The organism is Variovorax guangxiensis, assembly GCF_003952165.1.
Lineage (GTDB): Bacteria > Pseudomonadota > Gammaproteobacteria > Burkholderiales > Burkholderiaceae_C > Variovorax > Variovorax guangxiensis.
Window position 1 is genome coordinate 294,516 of record NZ_RXFT01000002.1, and the last position, 26,427, is coordinate 320,942.

Below are 26,427 nucleotides of genomic sequence, written 5' to 3' on the forward strand. Positions count from 1 at the left end.
TTTAAACTCTAGGAGAACCCATGGCTATCAAACTCGGTATCAACGGCTTCGGCCGCATCGGTCGCAACGTGCTGCGCGCAGCCGTGCAGAACTTCAAGAACGACATCGAAATCGTCGCCATCAACGACCTGCTCGAGCCCGACTACCTGGCCTACATGCTCCAGTACGACTCGGTGCATGGCCGCTTCAAGGGTGAAGTGACGGTCGAAGGCAGCACGCTGATCGTGAACGGCAAGAAGATCCGCCTGACGCAGGAGCGCGACCCCGCGCAACTGAAGTGGAACGAAGTCGGCGCCGACATCGTGCTCGAGTCGACCGGTCTCTTCCTGACGAAGGAAACCGCGCAGAAGCACATCGACGCGGGCGCCAGGAAGGTGATCCTGTCGGCACCGTCGAAGGACGACACCCCCATGTTCGTCTACGGCGTGAACGACAAGAAGTACGCCGGCGAAGCCATCATCAGCAACGCCAGCTGCACCACCAACTGCCTGGCCCCGCTGGCCAAGGTGCTGAACGACAAGTGGGGCATCAAGCGCGGCCTGATGACCACCGTGCACGCCGCCACCGCCACGCAGAAGACCGTGGACGGCCCGAGCAACAAGGACTGGCGCGGCGGCCGCGGCATCCTGGAAAACATCATCCCGTCGTCGACGGGCGCGGCCAAGGCCGTGGGCGTGGTGATTCCCGAGCTCAACAAGAAGCTCACCGGCATGAGCTTCCGCGTGCCGACTTCCGACGTGTCGGTGGTCGACCTGACGGTCGAGCTGGTGAAGGAAGCCACGTACAAGGAAATCTGCGCCGAGATGAAGGCGCAGAGCGAAGGCGCGCTCAAGGGCGTGCTGGGCTACACCGAAGACAAGGTGGTGGCCACCGACTTCCGCGGCGACCCGCGCACCTCGATCTTCGACGCCGAAGCCGGCATCGCGCTCGACGGCACCTTCGTGAAGCTCGTGAGCTGGTACGACAACGAATGGGGCTACTCGAACAAGTGCCTCGAAATGGTGAAGGTCGTCTCGAAGTAAGACTTCACGGCCTCGACGAAAAACGCGCCCTCGGGCGCGTTTTTTATTTGGGCTCCTGCTCGCCGCTAGCGCAGCTTCTCGTTCCTGCGGACCTCGCTGCTCAGCTGCGAAGTCAACCGCGTCGCAGCCCGTCGCGCCGCCAACCCGAAGTCGCCCTTGAACTCCCCGAACTCGGCCGTGCCGTTGCCCACGGCGCGCACGCGCGTGACCTCGGCGCCTGCCGCATCGGTCACCACGCACGAGACCTCGGCCGTGAACGAGGTCGGCGGCCAGCTGATCCATGAGGACGAGCTCGAATCGGTCTTGATGCGCGGCGAGAACACCAGCGACACGCCCGCCGCCTCGTTGGCCTTCGCGTCGCCAGCGGTGCGCAGAACGACCACGTCGCGGTAGACGGCGCGCAACGCGTCGCGTATCGACTTCTCCAGGTCGCGGTACGGGTAGTAGCTCACGCGGTCGCCGCTGCCGCCTGGGGTGATCACTTCCAGGTCTCGATCCGCATCGGTCATCACGTAGGCGACCTTCTTCGGGATGAGGTGCGCCTGCGAGCGAGCCGGTGCGGTCTCGGTGATCATGGTGATCGGGTGCACGCAGCCGGCGAGCAGCAGCAGTGCCGACAGCGCCATGGCCACCGGAAGAGAAGAAGAAAAGGGGAACTGCATCGAAGCGCCTCCTGACCTCTGGGATCAACGGCCGATGGCGGCCACGAACTGCGGGTCGGCGTACACCTGCCGCAGCAGCGCACGCACGAGGCGCGGATACGCGGCCTGTCCGGCAGGCACGGCGACGATGCTCGCGTAGCTCGAATCGAAGGCGGTCTCGGCGCGGTAGGTCTTGCGCAGGCGCTGCGTGGCGTCGCGCGCGACGGTGATCTCCACGTCCATGCGGCCGGTGCCGTTGATCACGCCCAGGTCGATCTCGTTGGCCAGCACGCGCGCCGCGATGCGCGTGGGCGCCTTCGGGTCGTAGACGGAGATCTCGCTGAGGTCGCGCATCATCGCGTCCTGCAGGTACTGCGCGAAGCTGCCGCTGGGCGACAGCAGCCGGGCACTGCGCAGGCGCACGGTGTTGACCTTGTCGTCCGCATCGGTGGGCTGCGCCTTCGCGAGGGCCACCGGGCCGGGCCGCGTTGCCTCCAGCTTGTCGAGGGTCTCGTAGTCGGCCGCGTAGGGCGGCGCCAGCAATGGCGCGCAGCCGGTGGCCAGAACGGCGGCTGCCAGCGCGCCGGGCAAGAGCAGGCTGCGCAAACGCCAGCCCTGCTGCGAACTAAAGATCGCCATCCGTTCGGTCCCCTCTCTGCATCTTCACGAGGCCCGCGATGCATGCATCGTGCATCGGTGGCGCGTGCTCCCGGCGCGACGGTAGCACGCATCGCGCGGCGCGCGAATGCGTGATGCCGCGAAACCGGAAGGTGCGCGACGGGAGCGGAAAGGACGAACGGACTAAGACGGGCCTCAGACCGGCTCGAGCACGTGGATCAGCTTGCCCGCGGTGAGCTCCTTCGTCTTCTCGCTGTGCGCCTTCATGTGCGGCGCGACCGCGTGCGCCTGCAGGTGCGCCAGCGTTTCCCACTTCTCGATCACGACGAAGGTGTCGGGGCCGAAGCTGGCCTTCGACGCGGGGATGCCCTGCGCATCGACCGTGGCGCCGTACTCGATGCAGCCTGCCTCGGCCAGCACGGCCGCGCGGTTCTCGGCGAAGGCTTCGAGCAGCCTGGCGCGCTGGCCCGGCTTGGCGGTGATGACGGCGACGACGTGGATCATTGAAAAGTCTCCGGTTGGATGAGTGGTGAATGACGACGGTCGAATCTAAGAGATTCGGCGCGGCACTGCCGGTCAGGTCCGCGACAACGCCGCGGCCTTGTCCCTATCATCGCCTGCATGTTCTTCCCGCTCCCTCGCACGGCCACCGCGCCCTTCTGCCCTTCCGAAGTCAAGGGCAGCGTGGCCGTCCCGCAGGAACTGCCTTTCTTCAAGAAGCTGATGCGCTACGCGGGCCCGGGCCTGCTGGTGTCGGTCGGCTACATGGACCCGGGCAACTGGGCCACCGACATCGAGGCCGGCTCGCGCTTCGGCTACGGGCTGCTGTTCGTGGTGCTGCTGGCGAGCCTGTCTGCCATGCTGCTGCAGACGCTGTGCGTGCGGCTGGGCATCGTCGCGCGCAAGGACCTGGCGCGCGCCTGCCGCGAGCATTACTCGCCGCGCGTCAACCGTTTCCTGTGGCTGGGCGCCGAGCTGGCCATCGTGGCCTGCGACCTCGCCGAGGTGCTGGGCAGCGCGCTCGCGCTGCACCTGCTGTTCGGCGTGTCGATTCCGGTGGGCATCGGCATCACGGCTTTCGACACGCTGCTGGTGCTGGGCCTGCAGGGCGCGGGCTTCCGGCGCGTGGAGGCCATCGTGCTGGGGCTCGTCGGCACCATCGCGGCCTGCTTCGTCGTCGAGCTCGCGATGTCGCCGCCCAACTGGTTCGGCGTGGCGATGGGCTTCGGCCCGAGCCTGGAGCGGCTGCACCAGCCGGGCGCGCTGTACCTGGCCATCGGCATCGTCGGCGCGACGGTGATGCCCCACAACCTGTACCTGCATTCCTCCATCGTGCAGACGCGCCTGATCGCCGACACCGAGCCCGCTCGACGCGAGGCGGTGCGCTTCTGCACGCTCGACGCGGTGGTGTCGCTCTCGCTCGCGCTGCTGGTCAACGCGGCGATCATGGTGCTGGCGGCCAGTGCCTTCCACGCCACCGGCCACCGCGAGGTGACGGAGATCGACGACGCCTACCGGCTGCTGGAGCCCATCGTCGGCAGCGCCGTCGCGGCCACGCTGTTCGGCATCGCGCTGCTGGCTTCGGGCCAGAGCTCGACCTTCACCGGCACCATCGCGGGCCAGATCATCATGGAAGGCTTCCTCGACCTGAAGATCCCGTGCTGGCAGCGCAGGCTCATCACGCGTGCGCTGGCGCTGGGCCCGGCATGGCTGGGCGTGTGGTGGTTCGGCGACGGCGGCGTGGGCAAGATGCTGGTGCTCAGCCAGGTGGTGCTGAGCTTCCAGCTGCCGTTCGCGATGTGGCCGCTGATCCGCTTCACGAGCAGCCGCGCGCTGATGGGCGGCTTCGCCAACGGGCCGGTGGTGAAGTCGCTCGCGTGGCTGCTGTTCGGCGTGATCGGCGCGGCCAACGTGTGGCTCATCGCCTCCGTGGCCACGGGCAATTGAGCCGGCTTCAGGGCGTGCCCGCGTCCTTCCACAGGTGCACCAGCGCTTCGGGCGCCTCGGCTTCCGGCACTTCGAAGCTCACGGAGATTTCCTCGGTGCCCTGCACCAGCACCTCGACCCGATAGAAGCGCTGGTCGCCGCCGCTCACCGTCGCGCCGGGCTGGCCGGCATGGGGCACGGCGCTTTGCAGCGCGTCGCCGATCTGGCGGCGCAGCGCGTCGGTGCAGTCGCCGAGCTGGAAGCTGCGCGGCCGCGACAGGCCCGGCAGGTAGGCCAGCCCGCCTTCGCGCGTCACGCGCACGACGGTGGCTTCATCGAGCCGCGGCAGGCGGATCATGGCTCGGTCACTCCGGTGGCCAGCCATGCATCGGCCACGGCCTTGTGCACCGCGCTGCCCGCGCCGAAGCGACGCGACGCCATCTCGATGCTGAGCGTGGCGAAGGCCGCGAAGTCGGCGTCCGCGCGCAGGCGCCTGTCGCGCAGCGTGTCGTACCAGACGCGGCCCACGCCCTCCCACGCCGGTCCTTCCACGGCAACGGCAGCCAGGTAGAAGGCGCGGTTCGGAATGCCCGAGTTGATGTGCACGCCGCCGTTGTCCTGCGTGGTGGAGACGAAGTCCTTCATGTGCGCGGGCTGCGGGTCCTTGCCGATCACCGGGTCGTCGTAGGCGGTGCCGGGCTCGGCCATCGAGCGCAGGGCCTTCGCCTTCACGCTCGACATGAAGAGCCCGGCGCCGATCAGCCAGTCGGCCTGCCGCGCGGTCTGCTTCAGCGTGTGCTGCTTCACCAGCACGCCGAACACGTCGCAGATCGATTCGTTGAGCGCGCCGGGCTGCCCCTGGTAGACGAGCGCGGCCTCGTGGTCGATCACGCCGTGGGTGAGCTCGTGGCCGATGATGTCCACCGCGATGGTGAAGCGGTTCATGACCTGGCCGTCGCCATCGCCGAACACCATCTGCGCGCCGTTCCAGAAGGCGTTGTCGTAGTTCCTGCCGTAGTGCACGCTGCCGGTCAGCGGCATGCCCGCGCCGTCGATGGAGTCGCGCCCGTACACGTCGTGGTACAGCCGCCATGTGGCGCCGAGGTGCTCGTAGGCCTCGTCGGCCGCGATGTCGCCGGTGGCGGGCTTGCCTTCGGTGCGCACCAGCCTGCCGGGCAGCTCGGTCGTGTGGCCCGCATCGTGGATGGCGCGCTCGGGCGAGTCGGGCCGCGCTGGGCGCACCGGCGTGCCGGTGATGTTCGAGACCACCGCCGGCGGCACCAGGCCGCGCAGCGCGCGATGTTCGCGGTCGATGGTCAGCGTGTTGGCTGCGCAGTCGCTCAGCGGCGGGCTGGCGCTTTCGGCGAGCCGGCTCAGCAGGTACGGCGGCACGAAGGCGGGGGGCAGGATCTGCGGTTCGCGCGAGGGCATGGCAGGCCTTTCTCCAAGTGTCTTTCACGGGTGTCGACGGTTCCGGAACACCGTAGCAGAAACACAGGCTCACCTCTGTCGGATCGAGCCTCAAGCCCTGGGCGGCATGTCGTCTTTGCCCAGCGCAGCGGCCATGAAGTCGACGAAAGTTCGCACGCGCGCCGACAGCTGGTGGCGCTGCGGATAGACGGCGTAGATGTCGGCATCGGGCGTGCGGTAGCTGGCCAGCACCTGCACCAGCCTGCCGCTGCGCAGGTAGCGCGCGATGTCCCACTCGGCGCGCATCAGGATGCCGTGGCCGTCGAGCGCCCAGTTGACCGCGATCTCGCCGTCGTTGGTGCTGAGCATGCCGCGCGTCTTCACCGCCTCGGTGCGCTGCGCGCTGCCGCGCCCGGTGCTCAGCCGCCAGATGCCGTAGCCCTCGTCGCCCTGTCGGATGCCGATGCAGCGATGGCGCGTGAGGTCGTTGGGCACCTTGGGCTGTCCGGCGCGCGCGAGGTAGGCCGGCGAGGCGCACAGCAGGCGCCGGTTCGACGCGATGCGCCGCGCGATCACGCGGGCCTCGGGCGGCGCGCCGAAGCGGATGCAGACGTCGAAGGCGTCTTCGGTCAGCGGCGGCGGGTTCACCGAGAGCTGCAGCTGTACTTCGACCTGCGGATGCTTCTTCGCGAACTTCGAGATCAGCGGCGCCACGTGGCTGCGCCCGAAGCCCAGCGTGGCGTTCACGCGCAGCAGGCCTTGCGGCTCGCCCTTGGCGCCGCCCAGCAGCTGCGCCATGTCGTCGATCTCGCCGAGGATGCGGCGCGCGTGCGCCACGTAGAGCTCGCCTTCGGGCGTGAGGCTCATGCGCCGCGTGGTGCGGTTCACCAGCGTGACGCCCAGGCGCGATTCCATCTGCGCGAGCCGCTTGCTCACCGCAGGCGTGCTGATGCCGAGCTCGCGCGCTCCGGCGCTCAGGCTGCCGCTGGCCGCGAGCGTGGAGAAGAAACCGAGGTCGGCGGGATGTACCGGGGCTGCCATGGTCGATCCGATTGTTGAATTCAGGTTAACGATGGATTCACTTCCGGCGTGAATCGTTCGACGCGGCCGATCCTACAGTGGGAGCCCGACAGAGCACCTACACACGAAGAAGGACATCGACGATGAGCAGCTACAGCATCGCCACCATTCCCGGCGACGGCATCGGCAAGGAAGTGATACCCGCAGGCCGCCAGGTGATGGAGGCGCTGGCCGAGGCCTCCGGCGGCGCGCTGAAGTTCAGCTTCGAGGACTTCGGCTGGGGCGGCGACTGGTACCGCGCGCACGGCGAGATGATGCCGGCCGACGGCCTCGACGCGCTTCGCGGCAAGGACGCGATTCTTTTCGGCTCCGCGGGCGATCCGCACATTCCCGACCACATCACGCTGTGGGGCCTGCGCCTGAAGATCTGCCAGGGCTTCGACCAGTACGCCAACGTGCGGCCCACGCGCATCCTGCCGGGCATCGACGCGCCGCTGAAGCGCTGCAGGGCGGAAGACCTGAACTGGGTGATCGTGCGCGAGAACTCCGAGGGCGAGTACGCCGGCGTCGGCGGCCGCGTGCACCAGGGCCATCCGATCGAGGCCGCCACCGACGTGAGCATGATGACCCGTGCGGGCGTGGAGCGCGTCATGCGCTTCGCCTTCGGGCTGGCACGCTCGCGGCCGCGCAAGCTGCTCACGGTGGTCACCAAGAGCAACGCGCAGCGCCACGCGATGGTGATGTGGGACGAGATCGCGCTGCAGGTCTCGAAGGAGTTCCCCGACGTGAGCTGGGACAAGGAACTCGTGGACGCGATGACCGCGCGCATGGTCAACAGGCCCGCCACGCTCGACACCATCGTCGCCACCAACCTGCACGCCGACATCCTCAGCGACCTTGCGGCCGCGCTCGCGGGCAGCCTGGGCATCGCGCCCACCGGCAACATCGACCCGGAGCGGCGCTACCCGTCGATGTTCGAGCCCATCCACGGCTCGGCCTTCGACATCATGGGCAAGGGGCTCGCCAACCCGGTGGGCACCTTCTGGTCGGTGGTGATGCTGCTGGAGCACCTCGGCGAGACGGAGGCCGCGCGCCGCGTGATGGCAGCGGTGGAGCACGTCACGGCCAACCCCGCGCTGCACACGCGCGACCTGGGCGGCAACGCGACCACCGACGAGGTGACGCGTGCGGTGTGCGCGCACATAGCTGCAGAACCGCTGCGGCTGGCGGCCTGATCGGCCCCCAAGATTCCACGGTATCCGCGCGCCTCGAAGCGCGCGCCGCAGAACAACGAGCCGGAGACAAGACCATGAACGCTTCCTTGAACGCGCGTCCGTATCGGCGCACCTTGCTGCAGGCCGCAGCCATCGCAATGGGACTGGGCACCACCGCCCTCGCCCTCGCGCAGCAGGCTCAGGCCACCCCCGGTTGGCCCACGCGGCCGATCAGCCTCGTCGTGCCCTTTCCCGCCGGCGGCACCACCGACGTGCTGGCCCGCGCGCTGGCCGACAGGCTCTCGCAGTCGCTGGGCCAGCCGGTGGTGGTCGAGAGCAAGCCCGGCGCCGGCGCCACGCTGGGCGCCGACTACGTGGCGAAGGCAAAGCCCGACGGCTACACGCTGCTGATGGGCGCGGTGCACCACACCATCGCCACCAGCGTCTACAGGAAGCTGCCCTACGACTTCCAGAAGGACCTGGCGCCCATCACCGTGGTGGCGATGGTTCCGAACGTGCTGGTCGTCAACGCCGTGAACACGCCCGCGAAGACCGTGGCCGAACTGGTGGCGCTCGCCAAGGTCGCGCCCGAGAAGCTGGCCTACGGCTCCAACGGCAACGGCACGGCGCAGCACCTGATCGGTACGCAGTTCCAGGCCAGCACCGGCGCGAAGCTGCTGCATGTGCCCTACAAGGGAAGCGGGCCGCTGACCACCGACCTGCTCGGCGGGCAGGTGGCGATGTCCTTCGACACCATCACGCCGGTGCTGCAGCACATCAAGGGCGGCAAGCTGCGTGCGCTGGCGGTGACCACCGCGCGGCGCTCGTCGGTGTTGCCAGACGTGCCGACGCTGGATGAGGCCGGGCTCAAGGGCTTCGACATCGGCACCTGGTTCGGCGTGCTGGCGCCCGCGGCCACGCCGAAGGAGATCGTGGCGCGCCTGAACGCCGAGATGGTGAAGATCATCCATTCGCCCGATTTCGCGCAGCGCATGCAGGCCATCGGCGCCGAGCCGCTGGGCGGCACGCAGGAAGAGATGGCGCGGCAGATCCGCGAGGAGACGGCGAAGTTCGCGAAGCTGGTGAAGGAAGGCGGGGTGGCGATCGAATAGCGCCGCGCCGGATGGCGGACGGCGGCGTGCAGCCGGTTACGCACGCGCACACCTGCATTCAGCGGCATGGGCGCCGAGGCCATAGGATCAGGGCTTCCGAAATCACCGCCACCCGCCCATGTTCATCGTCACCCTCACCTACATCCGTCCGCTCGAGGAAGTAGACGCGCTGATGGATGCGCACATGGTCTGGCTCAAGAAGCACTACGAAAGCGGTCTTTTCGTGGCCTCGGGCCGGCAGGTGCCGCGCCATGGTGGCGTGATCCTCGCGCGCTCGGGCGACCGCGAGGGCCTGGAGGCGGTGCTGGCGCGCGACCCCTTCGTGCAGGGCGGGGTGGCGCGCACCGAAGTCATCGAGTTCCTGCCGCGCATGACGGCGCCGGGCGTCGAGATCCTCAAGAACTTCTAGCGCGCCGCGGCCGCATCCACCGGCAGCTCCTCGCGCCCGCCGGGGTGCCGGGCGAAGCGCGGCGCGTCGTGGCCGTGCACCGGCGCCGAGTCTTCCCAGGGCCAGCCGCCGAACTGCGTGCGGCGGTAGTCGGCCATGGTCTGGCTGATCTCGGCCTGCGTGTTCATCACGAAGGGCCCGTACTGGACCACCGGCTCGGCGATCGGGCGGCCCTGCAGCACCAGGAACTCCGCGGCCTCGGCGTCGCCGTTGGCGATCTCGACGTCCACGTCCGCGCGCAGCTCGATGGCCACCGGGCCCCGCACCTGCTCGCCACCGACCCGCGCGGCCGACCCCTTGAAGAAGTACAGCATGCGCCGCGTGCCCTCGCCGCTGGCGGCGGGCAGCGTCCATTGGGCGCCGGGCGTCATCTTCAGCGTCCAGATCGCCACGTCGGCATCTGCCTGCGCGGCCCACGAATCTGGCGGGGGCGCCAGCGGCTGGATCGGGGCCCGGCCGTTGGACGGGTCGTCGCCGAGCCGGCCCGCGATCACCGCGACCTCGGTGCGGCCGCCCTTCGCGTCGTCGGACACGAAGCGCGGGATGGCCTCCGACCAGAACATCGTGAAGTGCGGCTCGGCCATCTTGCTCTTCGCCGGCAGGTTGAGCCAGATCTGGAACAGCTCCAGCGGATTGGCGGCGTCGGCCTCGAGCAGCGGGAACATCTCGGAATGCACGATGCCCTTGCCGGCCGTGAGCCACTGCACGTCGCCGCCGCCGAAGCGCGCGGTGGCGCCCAGCGAGTCGGAGTGGTCGACCAGGCCCTTGCGAACGATGGTCACGGTCTCGAAGCCGCGGTGCGGGTGCGAGGGAAAGCCCGGCACCGTCTCGCCGTGGTACATGCTCCAGCCGTCCTTGCGGCTGAAGTCCTGGCCGATCTGGCGGCCGGCCAGCGAGGCCTCGGGGCCCATGCGGCCGTTGGCCTTCGGGTAGGCGTCGTCGTGGTAGACGCAGAAGAGGAACGGGTCGATCGTTTGCCACGGGAAGCCGAGCGGCTTGACCTGGACGACGGGGCTCCTGTTGTCGTTGTTGTTGTCGGACATGCGGATATTCCTTTCCTTGGGGCGCGCGGCCGATGATGCCGTGCCGGTGGGTGGAATATCGGGCCGCCGGCGCCTTTCGCCAGGGGCCTTCCGTGCAACAGTGAAGAGCGCGTATGGAACGATCGGCATCGTCCGGGTCCTCGGCGGCTGCGGCGCTGCCTCAGGGGTTCTGGTGAGTCACGGCGGCGTTCGGGTCCATGTAGACCAGCTCCCACAGGTGGCCGTCGAGGTCCTGGAAGCCGTGGCCGTACATGAAGCCGTAGTCCTTCGGCTCGGTCGGCGTGGTGCCGCCGGCCGCCTTGGCCTTGGCCACCAGCTCGTCGACCTCGGCGCGGCTCTCGCACGAGAGGCACAGCAGCACCTCGGTGCTCTTGGCGGTGTCGGCGATGCTCTTGGTGGTGAAGGTCTTGAAGAACTCCTCGACCAACAGCATCACGTGGATGCTGTCCTTCTGGACGACCATGCACGCGGCATTGGCGTCGGTGAACTGCTCGTTGAAGGTGTAGCCCAGCGCGGCGAAGAACGCCTTGGTCTTGTCGAGGTTCTTGACGGGGAGATTCACGAATATCTGCTTGGTGGCCATGGTGTCGTCCTGTCGATGAAGAAAAGAAGTGGGTTGTGGAGGTGTTTTCCGGCGTTTTGTGTACGCCGTCCACAAACGATATCAAATCAAATGGACGGCGTCCACATCTTTTTTCGAAGCCCGTGATCCGGTCGATGCGACCGCGATTGCAAGGGGAGAAACGGACCGGGCATCATGGCCACCATCATGGAAATCGAGTTCAAGTTCTGCATCCCCTCCGGCCGCCTGAAGGCCGTCGAAACCGCCCTCAGGCGCGGCACCGTCGAGCGCACCCGCCTGCAGGCCCGCTATTTCGACACCGCCGACCAGCGGCTGGCCGCCGACGGCATGGTGCTGCGGCTGCGCAAGGAGGGGCGGCGCTGGGTTCAGACCGTCAAGGCCACCGGTGACAACGCCCTGCACCGGCTGGAGCACAACGTCGATCTGGGCACGACGGGCCCGGCGCCGCAGATCGATCCCCAGCGCCACCAGGGCACGCCTGTGGGCGAGCGGCTTGCGAAATTGCTGGCGGATGGCACGCAATTGGTCGAACGGCAATCGACCGACATCGTGCGGCTCACGCGCGACGTGCGCGTCACCGGGCCCGGCGGCGCGGTGGTCGAGATGGCGCTGGACGTCGGCAAGGTCGTCGCCCACGCCGGCACGCCCGAGCAGCGCGAATCGCCGGTGTGCGAGCTCGAACTGGAGCTCAAGCGCGGCGACGTGCAGGGTCTGGTCTCGCTCGCGCGGCGCTGGTCGCAGCAGCACGGGCTGTGGTTCAGCACCGTCTCGAAGGCCGAACGCGGCGCGCGGCTGCTTGCGGCGCAGGAGACCGTGGAAGCCGTGAAGGCCGAGCCGCCGCGCTTCGCCGACCAGCACCCCGACGGCCTGGCCATCCGTCAGGCCGTGGTCGCCTCGTGCCTCGCGCAGATGCTGCCGAACGCGAGCGAGATCGCCGCGGGCAGCACCGACGAGGAGCAGATCCACCAGCTGCGCATCGGCATCCGCCGCCTGCGCACCGCCCTGCGCGAACTCGCGTCGCTCGACCCCGCCTCGGGCCTCGCCGAAGCCGCCGAATGGGAGCCTCCGCTGGTCGACGCCTTCCGCGCCCTCGGTGCACTGCGCGACCGCGAGCAGGTCGTGAAGCTGGCCCAGCCGCGCCTGCGCGAAGCCGGCGCGCCCGACTTCGACCCGCTGGCCGCCGACGATGCCGCCGCAGCCGATGCGCCCTCGCCCGGCGACATCGTGCGCGCCCCGGCCTTCCAGAACGTGCTCGTCTCGCTGATCGGCTTCACCGCGGCGAAGCCGGCCGAACCGGCGCCCGAGACTGCCGCTGAAGGCGATCCGCCATCAGCACCGGTAGGCGCCAACGACGCCCGCCGCCTTCTGCGAAAGCGCCTGCGGCGGCTCCACAGGCAGGTGCTGCGCGACGGCGAGCGCTTCGAATCGCTGGACACCGAAAGCCAGCACCGCGTGCGCAAGCGCCTCAAGCGCCTGCGCTACCTCGCGGAGTTCGTGGCGCCACTTTTCGACGAGAAGGAAGAAGGCGGCGCCGCCGGCCGCTACCTGAAGGCCCTGCGCCCCGCGCAGGACGCGCTCGGCGAATTCAACGACGAGGCCGTCGCGCTCGCCCTGTACCGCGAGGCCACCGCGCGCGACGCGCGCGCATGGTTCGCGGTGGGATGGTTCACCGCGCGGCACGCGGCCGGGGCGAAGGCCTGCCGCAAGGCGCTCGCGAAGATCGAGGATGCGGCGAGGTTCTGGAAGAAAAGCTAGCCGTGGATGGACACGGCCCGTTCAGTGATGGTGCCCGTGCGCCCCATGAACATGCCGGTGCTCGATCTCCACCGGCTGCGCCGCGCGCACGTCCGTCACCTGCAGGCTGAACTTCAGCGCCTTGCCGGCCCAGGGATGGTTGCCGTCGAGCAGCACGACCGGGCCCTTGATCTTCATCACGGTGAAGACGTGCTCGCGGCCGTCGTCGAGGCGGCCCTGCAGCTGGCCGCCGACCTTCACGCCTGGCGGGAAGTCGGTCTTGGGGATGCTGCGCACCAGTGACTCGTCGCGCTGGCCGAAGGCGTCTTCGGGGGCGAGGTTCAGAACGGTCTGGTAGCCCTTTTCCTTGCCGTCCAGCGCTTCCTCGATCTTGGGCAGCGTGTTCTGGTAGCCGCCATGCAGGTAGGCCATCGGCTCGGGGCTCGCCTCGATGAGCTTGCCCTGGGCGTCGGAGACTTTGTACTTGATGGTGACGACGGTGTCTTTTTCGATTTTCATTGCAACAGTTTCTTGAATCCAAAGTGTTGGATTAAATCATTAGATGTCGTCAATGTTAGCGAATCCTATGAGTTGTTCCTCTGCTGCAATGGATTGTCGCCACTCTTGTAGCATGTTGATTTGCAGTTTGATTGCGGTTAGCAGATGTTGGTCAAATTCATTTGCAAATTTCTCCCCTCTATCTCTAGAAATTTGCAGATAGCTTCTTTGTGTAGATGTTGGGTCATTCAGGAAGCCAATATTCCAAGGAGTGGCTGCATTTTGAAAAAGAAGACGAAAAGCTCTACTGTCAAGAGCTTGCTGATGGTAGGTTAACGATGGCCGATTTCGCTGAGTGTAATATGCTGGCTGTTTGGTGCCATCCCGCTCAACAAAGCTCTTTTTAACTCCAAGTCCTTCTAAATACCTGTGAACATCCAAAATGCCAACTTCCGAGATATCTGAGAGTATGCTCGAGAGGCTGGAATGAAGGTCGGGTATTAGGAAGTATTTCGTTGCGCGATGAGTGTCTATTTGCTGCAGAAAAAGCAATTCTTGCTGCCAGTAGCTCCAACGGTCAGCAACGAGTTTTTCGTAAAAACTCTTTGCGACATCTTCAGGTCTGGATTTTATGTAGCGGGCGGCGAAGAATTCAGCAACACTTGAATGAACAAATGTAGTCTTCTTCCCTTCCTCCACAAGCAAGCACGTTATTTTTCTGATGTCATATAAAAAATCATCTGCGTTAGCAGAAGATTTTGTGGCTGATAGACTTGCTGCTGCGAGAGTATGAAGTAGTTCATTTTCAATCGTTGCGAGCTGGCGCTTTCGGGTAGAGAAGCATAGGGCTTCGAAAGCCTGTTGAATTTCTCGATCGGTGAGTTTTGTCTTTCTTGACCGTCTCCATCCTAATTTCGAACCATCATGCCGAATGAGGAGAATTTGAAACAGCTCCTCATAGAATTCTGAGAATTCCAAGGGGATTTTTTGCGCCGCTCGATAAGATATTGCAAGCAATGTCGCCAGCAAAGGTGTAACAACCAGTTGTTTGATTTGTAGAGGGGAGGCATTGATTGCGGCAACTAATTTGTCTGCAAATGCCGAATCGCCTCGAGTTACTTTTTTATAAAAGGGGCGAAGATCGTCAAGGGAAAGTGGTGCGACGTCGAGGGAGTGGAAGTTCGTGAGATGTTTGCACTCCGAGTCGGGTCGAGAGGTAATTACTATTCTGCATGTGCTGTATTTATTGCTCAAATCCTCAAGCTGACTCATGAGTGCGGAAATAAATTGAGGCTCCACCTCATCGAAACCATCAAGTAGGAAGGTTATTTTTCCTTGAACAGCAAAGAATTTAAATAATTCAGCGTCCGCATTGATATCTAAAAGGGCGCCAAGCCTGGTAATTAGATGCGTCTCCAAAGTATTGTTTCCTACATTCCGGAGCTCGCAGAGTAACGGTACACGCGTGCCAGATCGTATTTCTTTGCCCAATAGGTAGCGCAGAAGGATTGATTTTCCTTGGCCGGCAGTTCCGAAAAGGAGGTTGTGTAAGTCAGGCAGATCGTCTAAAGAGGCAAGCTGCGTTTTATTGTTGCCAGAACTGGTCGTGTAATTGACCGATACAGGATAGAAAAAACTGCTCAAGCTCAGAGGCCGATCGGTGTGCCAGATTGTCTTTATTCGCTGACTTTCCCAAAGGCGTTTGTGGAGCTCTCGAATTTTCGAGGCTGTCTTAATTTGGCCAATTTTTTCCTGCAACTTCCCGGATGCAGTCAGATATAAATTTTCAAATGGCTTGCGGAGCAGCGAAATGGGTACTGTGAAATCTGGCATTTGTTTTTTGCTTTTATGTCTTAACTGAAATTAATTCATTATCGATTTAATATGCGCTTGTGCCGGATATAGCGGGTTTTGAAACCCCGATTCAATAAGTCTTTGTACGGTAGGTTGTCTCGCTTTGTATCGGGTAACAACCCTGAAGAAGGCCGACTTCAAACTGAGTCAGATGGTTCGGCAAAGTCGACGTACATCCTGGTTGCCTAAAGGACAGTCGGTGAGGCCGTGACGAGCTTGCCCATCACCAGCCCGATGAAGGCCGACACCGCCAGCGGCAGGTGCTTGCGGCTCGGGTACACGACGTTGAGACCCCGGCCGGTGTACTCGTACTGAGGCAGCACGCGCACCAGCTGGCCGGCCTGCTCGTCGCGCGTGGCCATGGCGGGCGGCAGCTGCGCGATGCCCAGCCCCGCGAGCGCGGCCCTGCGCAGCGCCTGGGCGGTGTTGCCGGTGAAGCGGCCGGTGACCTGCACTTCTTCCTCCACGCCGTCGGGGCCGGTGAGGCGCCAGGTGGTGTGGCCGGTGGGCGTCGAGGGTGTCACGCAGTCGTGTCCGGCCAGATCCTGCAGGCTCTTCGGTTCGCCGCGCCGCGCGATGTAGGCGGGGCTCGCGAGCAGGCCTGCACTGCGGGTGGCCAGCCGCCGGCCGACGTAGCCAGAGTCGCGCAGCACGCCGCCGCGGAAGGCCACGTCGATCCGCTCGGCGATCAGGTCGGCGGCCGCGTCGCTGAGCACGAAGTCGAGCTTGACCAGCGGATGCTCGGCCAGGAAGTCGGCCACCCATTCCATGGGGAAGAAATCGAAGAAGTCCGCCGGCGCGGCCACCCGCACGAGGCCGCTGGGCTCCTGGCCGCCGGCCGCCAGCGCCTGCCCGGCGGCGGCCAGCCCGTCGATCAGGCCGGCGCACCGGTCGTGGAAATCCTGCCCGGCGCTGGTGAGCGTGAGCTTGCGGGTGGAGCGCTGCATCAGTCGGGTGCCCAGCTGCGATTCGAGCTGCTGGATGCGCCGGCTCACGGTGTTGGGCGGCAGGCCCAGCCGCCGGGCGGCCTCGGCAAAGCTGCCGTGGCGCACCACCTGGACGAAGACGGCGACGTCGTTGAGGTCGAACATGGCGGCTGATTCCTTCAATTCATGGACGAGTGCAATCCGACTCTACCGTCTAGTCGATCAATAGGTGCGCGCCTAACCTTCTGCCCATGACTTCCACATCGCTCGCTTCCCCCACGCAACGCCGCATCGTCTGGGGCGTGCGCATCCTGCTGGCCCTGGCTTTCGGCGCTGCCGGAGCCGCCAAGCTGGCCGGCGCGCCGCAGATGGTCCAGGTGTTCGACGCCATCGGCTTCGGCCAGTGGTTCCGCTACGTGACGGGCCTGGTCGAGGTCGGCGGCGCCGTGCTGCTGCTGGTGCCCGCGACCGGCTTCCTCGGCGGCCTGCTGCTGTTCGCGACCATGGTCTGTGCCGTGGCCACGCACCTCGCGCTGATCGGCGGCAACCCGGCGCCGGCCGTGGTGCTGGCTGCGCTGTCGGGCTTCGTCGCCTGGCGGCTGTGGCCCGTGCCGCAACCGGCCACGGCCGCCTGAGCTTCCCTTCATTCTTCTTCTTCTTCTTCTTCTTCTTCCAGACCCCACGGAGTACCTCATGACCGCACAACAACCCCGCATCGGCATCATCCTCGGCTCCACCCGCGAAGGCCGCTTCGGCGAGAAGCCCGCGCAGTGGATCCACGAGATCGCGAAGCAGCGCACCGACCTTGCCTTCGAGCTGGTCGACCTGCGCGACCACCCGCTGCCCCTTTTCGACGAAGCCGGCGCGCCGGCCTGGGGCCCGGTGAAGAACGAGGCCGCCCAACGCTGGCAGGCGAAGCTGGCCAGCTTCGACGGCCTGATCGTCGTCACGCCCGAGTACAACCACGGCCCCAGTGCGGTGCTGAAGAACGCCATCGACTGGGCCTACAAGGAATTCATCCGCAAGCCGATCGGCTTCGTGGGCTACGGCGGCGTGGGTGCTGCGCGCGCGGTCGAGCAGCTGCGGCTGGTGGCCGTCGAGATGCAGATGGCGCCGGTGCGCCACGCGGTGCACATCGGCATGGTCGAGTTCCTCGGCATCTGGCAGCAGGGCAAGAGCTTCGGCGACTTCCCGCACCTCGCGCAGTCGGCCACGGCGCTGCTCGACGACATCGCCTGGTGGACGAAGGCACTGAAGACCGCAAGGGAGGCCGTATGACCGCCGCAGTCGCAACGCGGGCCCGCGCCATCGTCTACCGTACGCGCGGTTCGCGCCACGGCGGCATCACGCGGCTGATGAGCCCAGGCGACCTGGGCGAGTTCCTCAAGCCCTTCGTGTTCCTGGACCTCTTCGGCTTCGAGGTCACGGGCGGCCACAAGGGCTTCGGCCTGCATCCGCACTCGGGCATCGCCACGCTGACCTGGCTGATGGAAGGCGACACGCAGTACGAGGACACCACCGGCGAGCAGGGCACGCTGCATGGCGGCGGCGTCGAGTGGATGCGCGCCGGCAACGGCGTGTGGCACACCGGCGCGCCCGCGCCCGCGCCCGGCGTGGAGCGCGTGAGCGGCTTCCAGCTGTGGGTGGCGCTGCCGCCTTCTGAAGAAAACGCGCCCGCGCAGAGCATGTACCTCGCGCCCTCGCAGGTGCCGCAGGAAGGCCCGGCGCGCGTGCTGCTCGGCCGATACGGCGCGGCGCAGAGCCCCGTCGCGGCGCCCTCGCCGATGAACTACCTGGCCGTGAAGCTGAAGGACGGCGAGCGCTGGAGCTATGTGCCGCCGGCCGGCCACACCGTGGGCTGGGTCGCGCTCAGCGCGGGCAGGCTCGAAGCGGGCGACGACACCGGCGGCCCCATCGCCGCCGGCGAGCTCGCGGTGTTCGAGGAATCGGGCGCGGCCATCGACTTCGTGGCCCATGGCGACACCTCCTTCGTGCTGGGCTCGGCAGTGAAGCATCCGCACGAACTGGTGATGGGCTACTACTCGGTGCACACCAGCAAGGCCGCGCTCGAGCAGGGCGAGGCCGAGATCCGGCGCATCGGCGCGAAGCTGCGGCAGGAAGGGCGGCTCGCCTAGCCCCCGGGTAGTAAGTAACCCGGCATGCGCCGGGCGGGCGGCTGCGCCAGAATCGTTCGCTTCATCCCTTCATCGAACGATCCGACTGGTTTTGCAGCCAGCCTCAGCCCCGCCATGAACATCGCCGATTCCTTCGTCACCAACGCCGCCCGCTTCGTCGAGATCCGGCGCGACATCCACGCGCACCCCGAGCTCGGCTTCGAGGAGCACCGCACCTCCGACAAGGTCGCGAAACTGCTCGCCGAATGGGGCATCGAGGTGCACCGCGGCATCGCGGGCACGGGGCTCGTCGGCGTGCTGCGCAAGGGCACGGGCAGCCGCACCATCGGCCTGCGCGCCGACATGGACGCGCTGCCGCTGCACGAGGCCAACGAGTTCGCCCACAAGTCGACCAACCCCGGCCGCATGCACGCCTGCGGCCACGACGGCCACACCACCATGCTGCTGGCCGCCGCCTGGCACCTGTCGCAACAAGGGCCCGACGACTTCGACGGCACGGTGAATTTCATCTTCCAGCCCGCCGAGGAGATGGGCAAGGCCGGCGCGAAGAAGATGATCGACGAGGGCCTGTTCGAGCGCTTTCCGTGCGACGCCGTCTTCGGCCTGCACAACTTCCCGGTCGGCGACGTGGGCCGCTTCGCGCTCAACGAAGGCGCGCTGATGGCCTCGAGCAACACCTACTTGATCACCGTGCGCGGACGCGGCACGCACGCCTCGATGCCGCACACCGGCATCGACCCGGTGGCGGCGGTGGTCACGCTCGCGCAGCAGCTGCAGACCATCGTGGCGCGCACCATCCCGAGCACCGAGCGCGCGCTGCTCGCCGTCACGCAGCTGCAGGGCTCCGATGCACCGAACGTGATTCCCGACGTCGCCACCGTGGGCGGCACCATCCGCACCTTCTCCATCGACGCCATCGACAAGCTCGAGGCCCGCCTGCGCGAAGTGGCGGCTGGCGTGGCGGCGGCGCACGGCTGCACCGCCGAGGTGTTCTTCAAGCGCTCGTCGCCGCCGACCGTGAACCACCCGGCCGAGGCGCGCTTCGCGGCCGGTGTGATGCGCGAGGTGGTGGGCGACGACATGGTCACCGACGACTTCCCCGCCGTGATGGGCGCCGAGGACTTCGCCCACATGCTGCTCGCGCGGCCCGGCTGCTACGCCTTCCTGGGCAATGGCGACGGCGATCACCGGCTCGACGGCCACGGGCCCGGGCCTTGCATCATCCACAACACCTCGTTCGACTTCAACGACGAGATCATCCCGATCGGCGCGAGCTACTTCGTGAAGCTGGTGCAGCGCTGGCTGCCGGCGCGCGGCTGATCGGCATTCCCTTTTCCTGTTGATGATGAAAGCGGCCACCCAGATGAGCACGACCCCGTTCACCCGACGTTCTCTCGCAGCCTTTTTCGCGGCCGGCGCCGCTGCTTTGGCGATCGGCGTTCCGGCGCATGCGCAGCAACGCGTGATCCACATCGTCGTGCCCTTCGGCACCGGCGCGGTGCAGGACACGGTGGCGCGCGCCTTCAACAACGAGCTGGGCGCCGCGCTGAACGCCAGCGCCATCGTCGAGAACCGCGCGGGCGCGGGCGGCACCGTGGGCGCGGCTATCGTGGCGCGCGCGCCGGCCGACGGCAACACGCTGATCCTCGCGGCCGCGAGCCACAACATCGCGGGCTTCCTCTACAGCAAGCTCAGCTACGACCCGCTGAAGGACTTCGTCGGCGTCGCCAATGTCGGCAACGCGGGCTACGTGCTGGCGGTGGCCAGCGGCATGGGCGTGTCGAGCACGGCCGACTTCATCAAGGAGGTCAAGGCCAACCCCGGCAAGTACAACTACGCCTCCGCCGGCAACGGCAGCGCCACGCACCTGGCGATGGCCTCCTTCCTCGCGAAGGCCGGCCTGCAGATGACGCACATCCCCACCAAGTCGACCGGCGAGGCCGTCAACGAGGTGCTCGCTGGCCGCGTGCAGGCGGTGATCTCCTCGAGCATCGGCGTGATCGGCTTCCAGGACGACGCCCGCATGAAGCTGCTGGCCTCCACCGGCCAGTCGCGCAGCCCCTTCCTGCCCAAGCTGCCGACCGTGGCCGAGAGCGGGCTGCCGGGCTACGCCTTCGACTCGTGGATCGGCCTGCTCGCCCCCGCCGGCACGCCCAAGGCCGAGGTCGAGCGCCTGAACGCCGCAGCCAACAAGGTGCTGGCCGACCCGGCGATCCAGGAACGCTTCAAGCGCCTGGGCGTGGAGCCGCGCAGCCAGAGCGCGGAGGAGTTCCAGAAGCTGCTGCGCGCGGACTGGGATGCGATGGGCGCGGTGGTGAAGGCGTCGGGGGCCAAGGTCGACTGACGGCGTGAAATTACAAGCCTGACCCTATATTCAATAAAAATAAGGCAAAGCCGATATTTTGACAAAACAAGCCAGGGCCGATATTCTGCAGCCGCAATGGACTATCCCCTGCGCTTCGTCGATCAGCTGCGGCCGCACCTCAAGGCCCTGCGCAAGCAGCGCGGCCTGACGCAGGCGCAGGCCGGCGCCCTCGTCGGCGTCAGCCAGGCCCGCATCGCGGAGATCGAGGCGAACCCCGGCGCGGTCAGCTTCGAGCAGCTGATGAAGCTGCTGTCGGCGCTGGGAGCCTCCTTCTGCCTTCGCGACGAGGCTGCGCCGAACACCGTTCCCATTGCCGCGGAAGAACCCGCCCAGTACGACGCCGTGAAGCTTCCGCCCGGCCCATGGACCGCCACGCCGATGAGCGACCAGTCGGTGCTGGTGCGCCTGGAGGCCGAATCGCCGGGTGCGCCGGGCGAATCGCTTCGTGCGCTCCAGGCGCTGAACCCCGGCAAGGACGTCAAGCCCACCTCGCGCCGGAACTTCGTCGTCCGGCCCAAGAGGGAGTCGTGGTGACGCAGGCCCTCGACGCCTGGATGAACGGAGAGCGCGTAGGCACCTGGATCGTCGAGCGCGGCGCCCATTCCTTCCGCTATGACCCGGCGTGGTTCGAATCGCCGCGGCGGCGGTCGCTGTCGCTGTCGATCCCGCTCAACAGCGCACTCGAGGTTCGCGGCGAGGTGGTCCGCAACTACTTCGACAACCTGCTGCCCGACAACGACAGGATTCGCGCGCGGCTGCGCAACCGCTTCCGGCTCAAGGACGCCACGGCCTTCGGCCTGCTCGAAGCCATCGGCCGCGACTGTGTCGGTGCCGTTCAACTCGTGCCCGAAGGCGCCGTGCCGCAAGGCTGGAACGCCATCGACTGCGAGCCGCTGGACGAGGCGCAGATCGCCGAGCTGCTGCATGCCGTGCCGTCCGAAGACGTGCCGCAAGGCATGCGCGACGAAGACCTGTTTCGCATCTCGCTGGCCGGCGCGCAGGAAAAGACGGCGCTGACCCGCTGGAATGGCGCATGGTGCCGGCCGCATGGCGCCACGCCCACCACGCACATCGTGAAGCTGCCGCTCGGGCTGATCGGCGGCTCCAGGCGCGTCGACGCCTCCGATTCCGTGCAGAACGAATGGCTGTGCGCGCAGATCGTGCTGGCCCTCGGCCTGCCGGTGGCTCCGACTTCCATGGCCACCTTCGGCGGGCAGACGGTGCTGGTCGTGGAGCGCTTCGACCGCGAGTCGATGGACGGCGGGACCTGGATCGCACGCCTGCCGCAGGAAGATTTCTGCCAGGCCCTGGGCCTGCCGTCAGAAAGGAAGTACGAGCAGCACGGCGGGCCCGGCATGTCGAAGTGCCTGCAGCTGCTGCAAGGCAGCAGGAGCGCGGAAGACGGCGCGCGCTTCCTGCTCGCGCAGCTGGCTTTCTTCCTGCTCGCGGCCACCGACGGGCATGCCAAGAACTTCTCGATCCACCTCCAGCGCGGCGACGCCTACGAGATGACGCCGCTGTACGACGTCATCTCGATGTGGCCGTATTTCGGCGATGGCGCCAATCAGTTCCAGCCGCGCAGGGCGGGCCTGGCGATGGCGATCCGCTCGAGGAACGTGCACTACGTGTTCCAGACCATCCAGGCTCGCCACTGGCATGGCCTGGCGATGAAGAGCGGCGGCATCGGCGTGTGGAACGCGATGCTCGACCTGGTGGCATCTGTGGACGCCGCGCTGGGCGAGGTCGAGGCTCTGCTGCCGCCGGACTTTCCCGCGCGCACCTGGGAGGCCATCTCGCAGGGCATGCGAGGCGAGGCGAAGCGATTCCTGGCGGGCGCCGACATCGCCTCGCGGGAGGCTGCTCAGGACTCCGCGCTCAGGACTCCGAAGTGAACCCGATCTGCTTCACCAGCGGCCCCCAGCGCTCGTACTCGGCCTTCTGGTCGGCGGCCATGTCCTGCGGCGTGCCGCCGTTCGCGACCAGGCCGACCAGGGCCAGCGCGTCGATCACGGCCTTGTCCTTCAGCGCCCGGGTGATGGCCGCGTTGGCGGTGGCGATGGTGGCGGCGGGCGTCCTGGCGGGCGCGTAGAAGCCGAACCACTCCTCGGAGGTCACGTCGGGGTAGCCCAGCTCCGCGAAGGTCGGCACGTCGGGCAGGAAAGGCGAGCGCTTCTTGCCGGAGGTGGCCAGCACGCGGATGCGGCCGGCCTTCACGTACTGCAGGTAGTCGCCGCTGGGGTTCATGGCCGCCGCGATCTGGCCGCCCACCAGGTCGGTGATGCTGGGCACGGTGCCGCGGTAGGGCACGTGCTTGAGATCGACGCCCGCGCGCATGCCCAGCAGCGCGCCCAGCAGGTGCGGCATGGAGCCGGCGCCCGGCGAGCCGTAGCTGGCCTTCTCGGGGTTGGCCTTGGCCCAGGCCAGGAAGTCCTTCAGCGTCTTGACCTCGGCCGGGACCGAGGGACCCACGGCCAGGCCGTGGAACATCACCGCGCCGATGGAAACGGCCGTCACGTCCTCGGGCTTGTACGAGAGCTTCGGATAGATGTACGGATACACCGAGAGCGCCGAGACAGGTGCCAGCGCCAGCACCGAGCCATCGGCCGGCGCGGCCTTGAGCGTCTCCAGTGCGATGCGCCCGCCCGCGCCGGGCTTGTTCTCCACGAAGCCCGGGTTCTTGCTGTAGGCCGTGCCACCGAGCTTCTCGGCCACGCGGCGCGCCACGCTGTCGCCGGCGCTGCCGGCGGGAAAGCCGTAGATGACCTTCACCTGCTCCAGCGCCTGCGCGATGGCGGCGAAGGGCGTCAGTGCGCCGGTGGCGGCGGCGCCTGCCATGGCGTTGAGGAAGTGGCGTCGTTGCATGTGCTGTGTCTCCTTGAGTTTGTGTGTTTGCGAAAGGGCTGGGGAAAACGGAAGGCGGCCCGGGAGGCTGCCGCGGAATCAGGCCGCCGCGCGCCGGCGGGCGTAGTCGATGAAGAACGCAAGGCTGCGCGGGTTCTGCATGCTGTCGGGGCTCGCCACCTTGTCGGCCGGCGTGCCCAGCAGCAGCTTGCGCAGGGGCACTTCCATCTTCTTGCCGCTCAGCGTGCGCGGGATCTCGTCCACCTGCACGACGTCGTCGGGCACGTGGCGCGCCGACGCCTTGGTGCGGATGGCGGTGCGGATGCGCTCGATGAGGGCCGCGTCGAGCGCCATGCCCGGCTGCAGCACCACGAACAGCGGCATGAACGAAGGCCGGCCCAGGTATTCGAGGTCGACCACGACGCTGTCGCGCACCTCGGGCAGCTGCTCGACCACGCGGTAGATCTCGGCGGTGCCCATGCGGATGCCGAAGCGGTTGATGGTGCTGTCGGAGCGCCCGTAGATCACCGCGCTGCGCCGCGGGGTGAAGCGGATCCAGTCGCCGTGGCGCCAGACGCCGGGAAAGATCTCGAAGTAGCTCTCGCGGTAGCGCCGGTTCTCGGGGTCATTCCAGAAGTACAGCGGCATCGATGGCATGGGCCTGGTGATGACCAGCTCGCCCACTTCGTCGACCACCGGCCGGCCGGCGTCGTCGAATGCGTACGCCGCCACGCCGAGCTCGGGGCACTGGATCTCGCCGGCGTGCACCGGCAGACTGGGCGCGCACGCCACGAAGCCCGAGGCGATGTCGGTGCCGCCGCTGATCGAGGCCAGCCAGAGGTCGGGCTTGACGGCGTCGTAGACCCACAGATAGGCCTCCACCGGCAGCGGGGAGCCGGTCGCGTTGATGGCGCGCAGGCGGTCCAGGTTCGCGGTGTCGCGCGGACGCAGGCCGTCTTTCATGCAGTTGGCCAGGTAGGCCGCGCCGCAGCCGAACAGCGTGACGCCCTGTTCGCCGATGAAGCGCCACAGCGCGCCGGCGTCGGGCCAGGCGGGATTGCCGTCGAACAGCACGATGCTCGCGCCGGTCAAAAGCGCGCCCACCTGCAGGTTCCACACGATCCAGCCGGTGCTGCCGAGGAACAGCAGCCGGTCGCCTGCGCGCAGGTCGTGCTGCAGCGCCATGGTCTTCAGGTGCGTGAGCACGATGCCGCCGTGGCCGTGCACCATCGCCTTGGGCAGGCCGGTGGTGCCCGACGAATAGACGATCCACAGCGGGTGGTCGAAAGGCAGGCGCTCGTAGCGCGGCGGCGCGTCCTCGCGCAGCGCGTCGGCCCAGTCGACGCGGTCGCGCCAGTCGGGTGCCGGGGGCTCGTCGGCCGGGCCCGGCACGTGGACCACGCGCTTCACGCTGGGCAGCTCGGCCAGCAGCTCCTTCACCTGGGCGCTGCGGTCGTGGTGCTTGCCGTTGTAGCGGTAGCCGTCGGTCGCCAGCAGCAGGCAGGGCTCGATCTGGCGCAGCCGGTCGAGGACCACGCCGGGGCCCATGTCCGGCGCGCAGCTCGACCAGATGGCGCCGATGCTGGCGCAGGCCAGGAAGGCGACGACGGTCTCCGCCCAGTTGGGCAGGTAGCCCGCAACCCGGTCGCCGGGGCCGATGCCCCATGCGCGCATCCGGCCGGCCAGCGCGGCGGTGTCGCGCTCCAGCTCGGCCCACGACATGGCGCGCAGCGGCGCGTCTTCCCGGCGCGAGATGATCGCCAGGCTTGCCGGGTCATTGCCCACTCTGCGGAACACGTTCTCGGCGTAGTTCAGCCGCGTGCCGGGAAACCACTGCGCACCGGGCATCTCGCGCTGCCCGAGCACCGGTTGCGCATCGCCCTCGCCCACCACGCCGAAATACTCCCGGATCGACTGCCAGAAGAGTTCCAGCGAGTCGACGGACCACTGCCAGAGCTCCTCGTAGCCGCCCGCCGGCACGCCATGGCGTTCGGCCAGCCACTGCTGGTAGGCATGCAGGCCGCTGGCGCGGACCTGTTCGGCCGAGGGGGTCCACAGCAGCTGGCCGTGGGCGTCGGAAGGGGGCGAATCGTGCATCGTGCGGCTGGAATCCGGAGGGCCGCCCGACGGGCGGTTCGGGCCGGATTGTTCGGGCGATGCGGAAGCGATACTGTTGAAAATGAGACATTTGACTTAAGGGTTTGCCCGTTGGAAAAGAAGCCAGACGAACTGCCGGACGCGCTTCGCCAGAGCGCATCGCAGCCGCCGCCTTCCCGACGCCCGAAGGCGGATGGACCCGCGGGCTTCGGCATCGACGAGCTGCTTCGCCTGTCGTCGTGGAGCGCGCCCTTTCCCGCGCCGCTGCGCAAGCGGGTGATGGAGCGCATGCGCGAGCACCGGGTGTCGCGCGGCCAGCTGCTGGCGCGGCGCGGCGAGATCCCGTCGGCCTGGTTCGGGCTGATGGAGGGGCTGCTGAAGACCTCGGTGCTCTCCGCCGACGGCCGCAGTTCCACGCTCGGCGGCATCCTGCCGGGCTGCTGGTTCGGCGAGGGCGCGCTGCTGCGCGGCAAGCCTCGCCATGCCGACTACGTGGCGCTGCGCGACAGCCGCGTGGCGCTGCTGCCGCAGGACGACTTCGCCCGCCTGCTGCAGGAGCACCCGCCCTTCAAGGACTTCATCTACGGCCAGATCAACGAGCGCCTGCACTACTTCATGGACCACGTGGGCGACGTGCGGCTGATGCGCGGCCCCGCGCGCGTGGCGAACGCGCTGTGCGGGCTGGCCCATCCGCTGAACAACCCGCTCGGGCTGATCCACCTGCCCATCGCGCAGGACGAGCTCGCCGCCATCGCCGGCGTCTCGCGCCAGCGCTGCAACCTCGCGCTGCAGCACATGCAGGCCGAAGGCTGGCTGCACGTGGGCTACGGGCAACTGACCCTGCTCGCGCTGGAGCCGATCGCGGGCATGGCGCGGGCGGGCTGATCCGCTGCTGCTTCGGCGCCCCGCCCTATGCGCCTGTAGGACGCCGGCGGATTGA

General features: G+C 67.3%; 27 protein-coding genes. 14 read left to right on the forward strand and 13 right to left on the reverse strand.

All coding sequences use genetic code 11. The annotated features are described in order from the left end of the window. Positions 1 to 20 precede the first annotated feature (20 nt). Complete coding sequence (gene gap / locus EJP67_RS06930) at positions 21 to 1,022, forward strand: type I glyceraldehyde-3-phosphate dehydrogenase (RefSeq protein WP_126020941.1); 1,002 nt, start codon at positions 21 to 23, stop codon at positions 1,020 to 1,022. Between the two features lie 65 nt (positions 1,023 to 1,087). Here gap and EJP67_RS06935 read toward each other — a convergent pair whose 3' ends face one another. The 3 genes from EJP67_RS06935 to EJP67_RS06945 form a co-directional block, all read right to left on the reverse strand. Beyond that, positions 1,088 to 1,684, reverse strand: a complete 597-nt coding sequence (locus EJP67_RS06935) for a hypothetical protein (RefSeq protein WP_126020943.1) — start codon at positions 1,682 to 1,684, stop codon at positions 1,088 to 1,090. Between the two features lie 24 nt (positions 1,685 to 1,708). Beyond that, positions 1,709 to 2,302, reverse strand: a complete 594-nt coding sequence (locus tag EJP67_RS06940) for a hypothetical protein (RefSeq protein WP_126020945.1) — start codon at positions 2,300 to 2,302, stop codon at positions 1,709 to 1,711. Positions 2,303 to 2,476: 174 nt separating this feature from the next. Further along, complete coding sequence (locus EJP67_RS06945; protein ID WP_126020947.1) at positions 2,477 to 2,785, reverse strand: putative quinol monooxygenase; 309 nt, start codon at positions 2,783 to 2,785, stop codon at positions 2,477 to 2,479. Positions 2,786 to 2,902: 117 nt separating this feature from the next. Between EJP67_RS06945 and EJP67_RS06950 the strand changes: the two genes are divergently transcribed. After that, positions 2,903 to 4,228: an Nramp family divalent metal transporter gene (locus EJP67_RS06950; protein WP_126020949.1), complete on the forward strand. Its 1,326-nt coding sequence runs from the start codon at positions 2,903 to 2,905 to the stop codon at positions 4,226 to 4,228. A 7-nt stretch (positions 4,229 to 4,235) separates the two neighbouring features. Here the strand turns inward: EJP67_RS06950 and EJP67_RS06955 are convergent, their stop codons facing one another. The 3 genes from EJP67_RS06955 to EJP67_RS06965 form a co-directional block, all read right to left on the reverse strand. Then, positions 4,236 to 4,565, reverse strand: coding sequence for a protealysin inhibitor emfourin (locus EJP67_RS06955; protein WP_126020951.1), 330 nt, complete (start codon positions 4,563 to 4,565; stop codon positions 4,236 to 4,238). Beyond that, positions 4,562 to 5,638, reverse strand: coding sequence for a M4 family metallopeptidase (locus EJP67_RS06960; protein ID WP_126020953.1), 1,077 nt, complete (start codon positions 5,636 to 5,638; stop codon positions 4,562 to 4,564). Before EJP67_RS06960 ends, EJP67_RS06955 begins: the two co-directional genes overlap by 4 nt. A 90-nt stretch (positions 5,639 to 5,728) precedes the next feature. Then, positions 5,729 to 6,658: a LysR family transcriptional regulator gene (locus EJP67_RS06965; protein ID WP_126020955.1), complete on the reverse strand. Its 930-nt coding sequence runs from the start codon at positions 6,656 to 6,658 to the stop codon at positions 5,729 to 5,731. A 122-nt stretch (positions 6,659 to 6,780) separates the two neighbouring features. Between EJP67_RS06965 and EJP67_RS06970 the strand changes: the two genes are divergently transcribed. From EJP67_RS06970 to EJP67_RS06980, 3 genes are all read left to right on the forward strand, one after another. Beyond that, the gene (locus EJP67_RS06970; protein ID WP_126020957.1) at positions 6,781 to 7,872 is read left to right on the forward strand and encodes a tartrate dehydrogenase; all 1,092 of its coding nucleotides are present in this window, start codon (positions 6,781 to 6,783) and stop codon (positions 7,870 to 7,872) included. Positions 7,873 to 7,946: 74 nt separating this feature from the next. Then, positions 7,947 to 8,963 carry a tripartite tricarboxylate transporter substrate binding protein gene (locus tag EJP67_RS06975; RefSeq protein ID WP_126020959.1) on the forward strand — a complete coding sequence of 339 codons (1,017 nt, stop codon included), beginning with the start codon at positions 7,947 to 7,949 and terminating at the stop codon, positions 8,961 to 8,963. A gap of 118 nt (positions 8,964 to 9,081) precedes the next feature. Beyond that, positions 9,082 to 9,372, forward strand: coding sequence for a YciI family protein (locus EJP67_RS06980; protein ID WP_126020961.1), 291 nt, complete (start codon positions 9,082 to 9,084; stop codon positions 9,370 to 9,372). On the opposite strand, the gene EJP67_RS06985 is transcribed toward EJP67_RS06980, so the two are convergent. Together EJP67_RS06985 and EJP67_RS06990 are read right to left on the reverse strand one after the other, a co-directional pair. Continuing rightward, on the reverse strand, positions 9,369 to 10,454 hold the full coding sequence (locus tag EJP67_RS06985; protein WP_126020963.1) for a pirin family protein: 1,086 nt from the start codon (positions 10,452 to 10,454) through the stop codon (positions 9,369 to 9,371). The genes EJP67_RS06980 and EJP67_RS06985 overlap by 4 nt on opposite strands. 160 nt (positions 10,455 to 10,614) lie before the next feature. Continuing rightward, on the reverse strand, positions 10,615 to 11,037 hold the full coding sequence (locus EJP67_RS06990) for a VOC family protein (RefSeq protein WP_019653755.1): 423 nt from the start codon (positions 11,035 to 11,037) through the stop codon (positions 10,615 to 10,617). A 174-nt stretch (positions 11,038 to 11,211) separates the two neighbouring features. Here EJP67_RS06990 and EJP67_RS06995 point away from each other — a divergent pair, with 174 nt between their 5' ends. Then, positions 11,212 to 12,792, forward strand: a complete 1,581-nt coding sequence (locus EJP67_RS06995) for a CYTH and CHAD domain-containing protein (protein ID WP_126020965.1) — start codon at positions 11,212 to 11,214, stop codon at positions 12,790 to 12,792. A gap of 21 nt (positions 12,793 to 12,813) precedes the next feature. Here EJP67_RS06995 and EJP67_RS07000 read toward each other — a convergent pair whose 3' ends face one another. From EJP67_RS07000 to EJP67_RS07010, 3 genes are all read right to left on the reverse strand, one after another. Continuing rightward, positions 12,814 to 13,290 (reverse strand): FKBP-type peptidyl-prolyl cis-trans isomerase, encoded by a 477-nt coding sequence (locus tag EJP67_RS07000; protein ID WP_126020967.1) that lies wholly within the window; start codon positions 13,288 to 13,290, stop codon positions 12,814 to 12,816. 39 nt (positions 13,291 to 13,329) lie between these two features. Continuing rightward, positions 13,330 to 15,102: an NACHT domain-containing protein gene (locus EJP67_RS07005; RefSeq protein WP_126020969.1), complete on the reverse strand. Its 1,773-nt coding sequence runs from the start codon at positions 15,100 to 15,102 to the stop codon at positions 13,330 to 13,332. A 206-nt stretch (positions 15,103 to 15,308) separates the two neighbouring features. After that, positions 15,309 to 16,214: a LysR family transcriptional regulator gene (locus EJP67_RS07010; RefSeq protein ID WP_126020971.1), complete on the reverse strand. Its 906-nt coding sequence runs from the start codon at positions 16,212 to 16,214 to the stop codon at positions 15,309 to 15,311. An 86-nt stretch (positions 16,215 to 16,300) separates the two neighbouring features. Between EJP67_RS07010 and EJP67_RS07015 the strand changes: the two genes are divergently transcribed. From EJP67_RS07015 to EJP67_RS07045, 7 genes are all read left to right on the forward strand, one after another. Beyond that, positions 16,301 to 16,684 carry a DoxX family protein gene (locus tag EJP67_RS07015; RefSeq protein ID WP_126020973.1) on the forward strand — a complete coding sequence of 128 codons (384 nt, stop codon included), beginning with the start codon at positions 16,301 to 16,303 and terminating at the stop codon, positions 16,682 to 16,684. A 58-nt stretch (positions 16,685 to 16,742) separates the two neighbouring features. Next, positions 16,743 to 17,327 carry an NADPH-dependent FMN reductase gene (locus tag EJP67_RS07020; RefSeq protein WP_126020975.1) on the forward strand — a complete coding sequence of 195 codons (585 nt, stop codon included), beginning with the start codon at positions 16,743 to 16,745 and terminating at the stop codon, positions 17,325 to 17,327. Continuing rightward, entirely contained in the window at positions 17,324 to 18,184 is an 861-nt protein-coding gene (locus EJP67_RS07025) for a pirin family protein (protein ID WP_126020977.1), read from the forward strand. Before EJP67_RS07020 ends, EJP67_RS07025 begins: the two co-directional genes overlap by 4 nt. 114 nt (positions 18,185 to 18,298) lie before the next feature. Further along, a complete protein-coding gene (locus EJP67_RS07030; RefSeq protein WP_126020979.1) occupies positions 18,299 to 19,504 on the forward strand; it encodes a M20 aminoacylase family protein in 1,206 nt (401 codons plus the stop codon). Between the two features lie 43 nt (positions 19,505 to 19,547). Beyond that, positions 19,548 to 20,528 (forward strand): tripartite tricarboxylate transporter substrate-binding protein, encoded by a 981-nt coding sequence (locus tag EJP67_RS07035; RefSeq protein ID WP_126020981.1) that lies wholly within the window; start codon positions 19,548 to 19,550, stop codon positions 20,526 to 20,528. A 96-nt stretch (positions 20,529 to 20,624) separates the two neighbouring features. Beyond that, the gene (locus EJP67_RS07040) at positions 20,625 to 21,083 is read left to right on the forward strand and encodes a helix-turn-helix domain-containing protein (RefSeq protein ID WP_126020983.1); all 459 of its coding nucleotides are present in this window, start codon (positions 20,625 to 20,627) and stop codon (positions 21,081 to 21,083) included. Further along, a complete protein-coding gene (locus tag EJP67_RS07045) occupies positions 21,077 to 22,441 on the forward strand; it encodes a HipA domain-containing protein (protein WP_420824258.1) in 1,365 nt (454 codons plus the stop codon). The genes EJP67_RS07040 and EJP67_RS07045 overlap by 7 nt, the downstream gene beginning before the upstream one ends. On the opposite strand, the gene EJP67_RS07050 is transcribed toward EJP67_RS07045, so the two are convergent. Both EJP67_RS07050 and EJP67_RS07055 read right to left on the reverse strand, forming a co-directional pair. Next, entirely contained in the window at positions 22,425 to 23,411 is a 987-nt protein-coding gene (locus EJP67_RS07050; RefSeq protein WP_126020985.1) for a Bug family tripartite tricarboxylate transporter substrate binding protein, read from the reverse strand. The two genes, EJP67_RS07045 and EJP67_RS07050, sit on opposite strands and share 17 nt — an antisense overlap. A 78-nt stretch (positions 23,412 to 23,489) precedes the next feature. Further along, positions 23,490 to 25,487 (reverse strand): acetoacetate--CoA ligase, encoded by a 1,998-nt coding sequence (locus EJP67_RS07055; RefSeq protein WP_126020987.1) that lies wholly within the window; start codon positions 25,485 to 25,487, stop codon positions 23,490 to 23,492. A 111-nt stretch (positions 25,488 to 25,598) separates the two neighbouring features. On the opposite strand from EJP67_RS07055, the gene EJP67_RS07060 reads away from it, so the two are divergent. Beyond that, a complete protein-coding gene (locus EJP67_RS07060; protein ID WP_165909571.1) occupies positions 25,599 to 26,372 on the forward strand; it encodes a Crp/Fnr family transcriptional regulator in 774 nt (257 codons plus the stop codon). Positions 26,373 to 26,427: the final 55 nt, after the last annotated feature.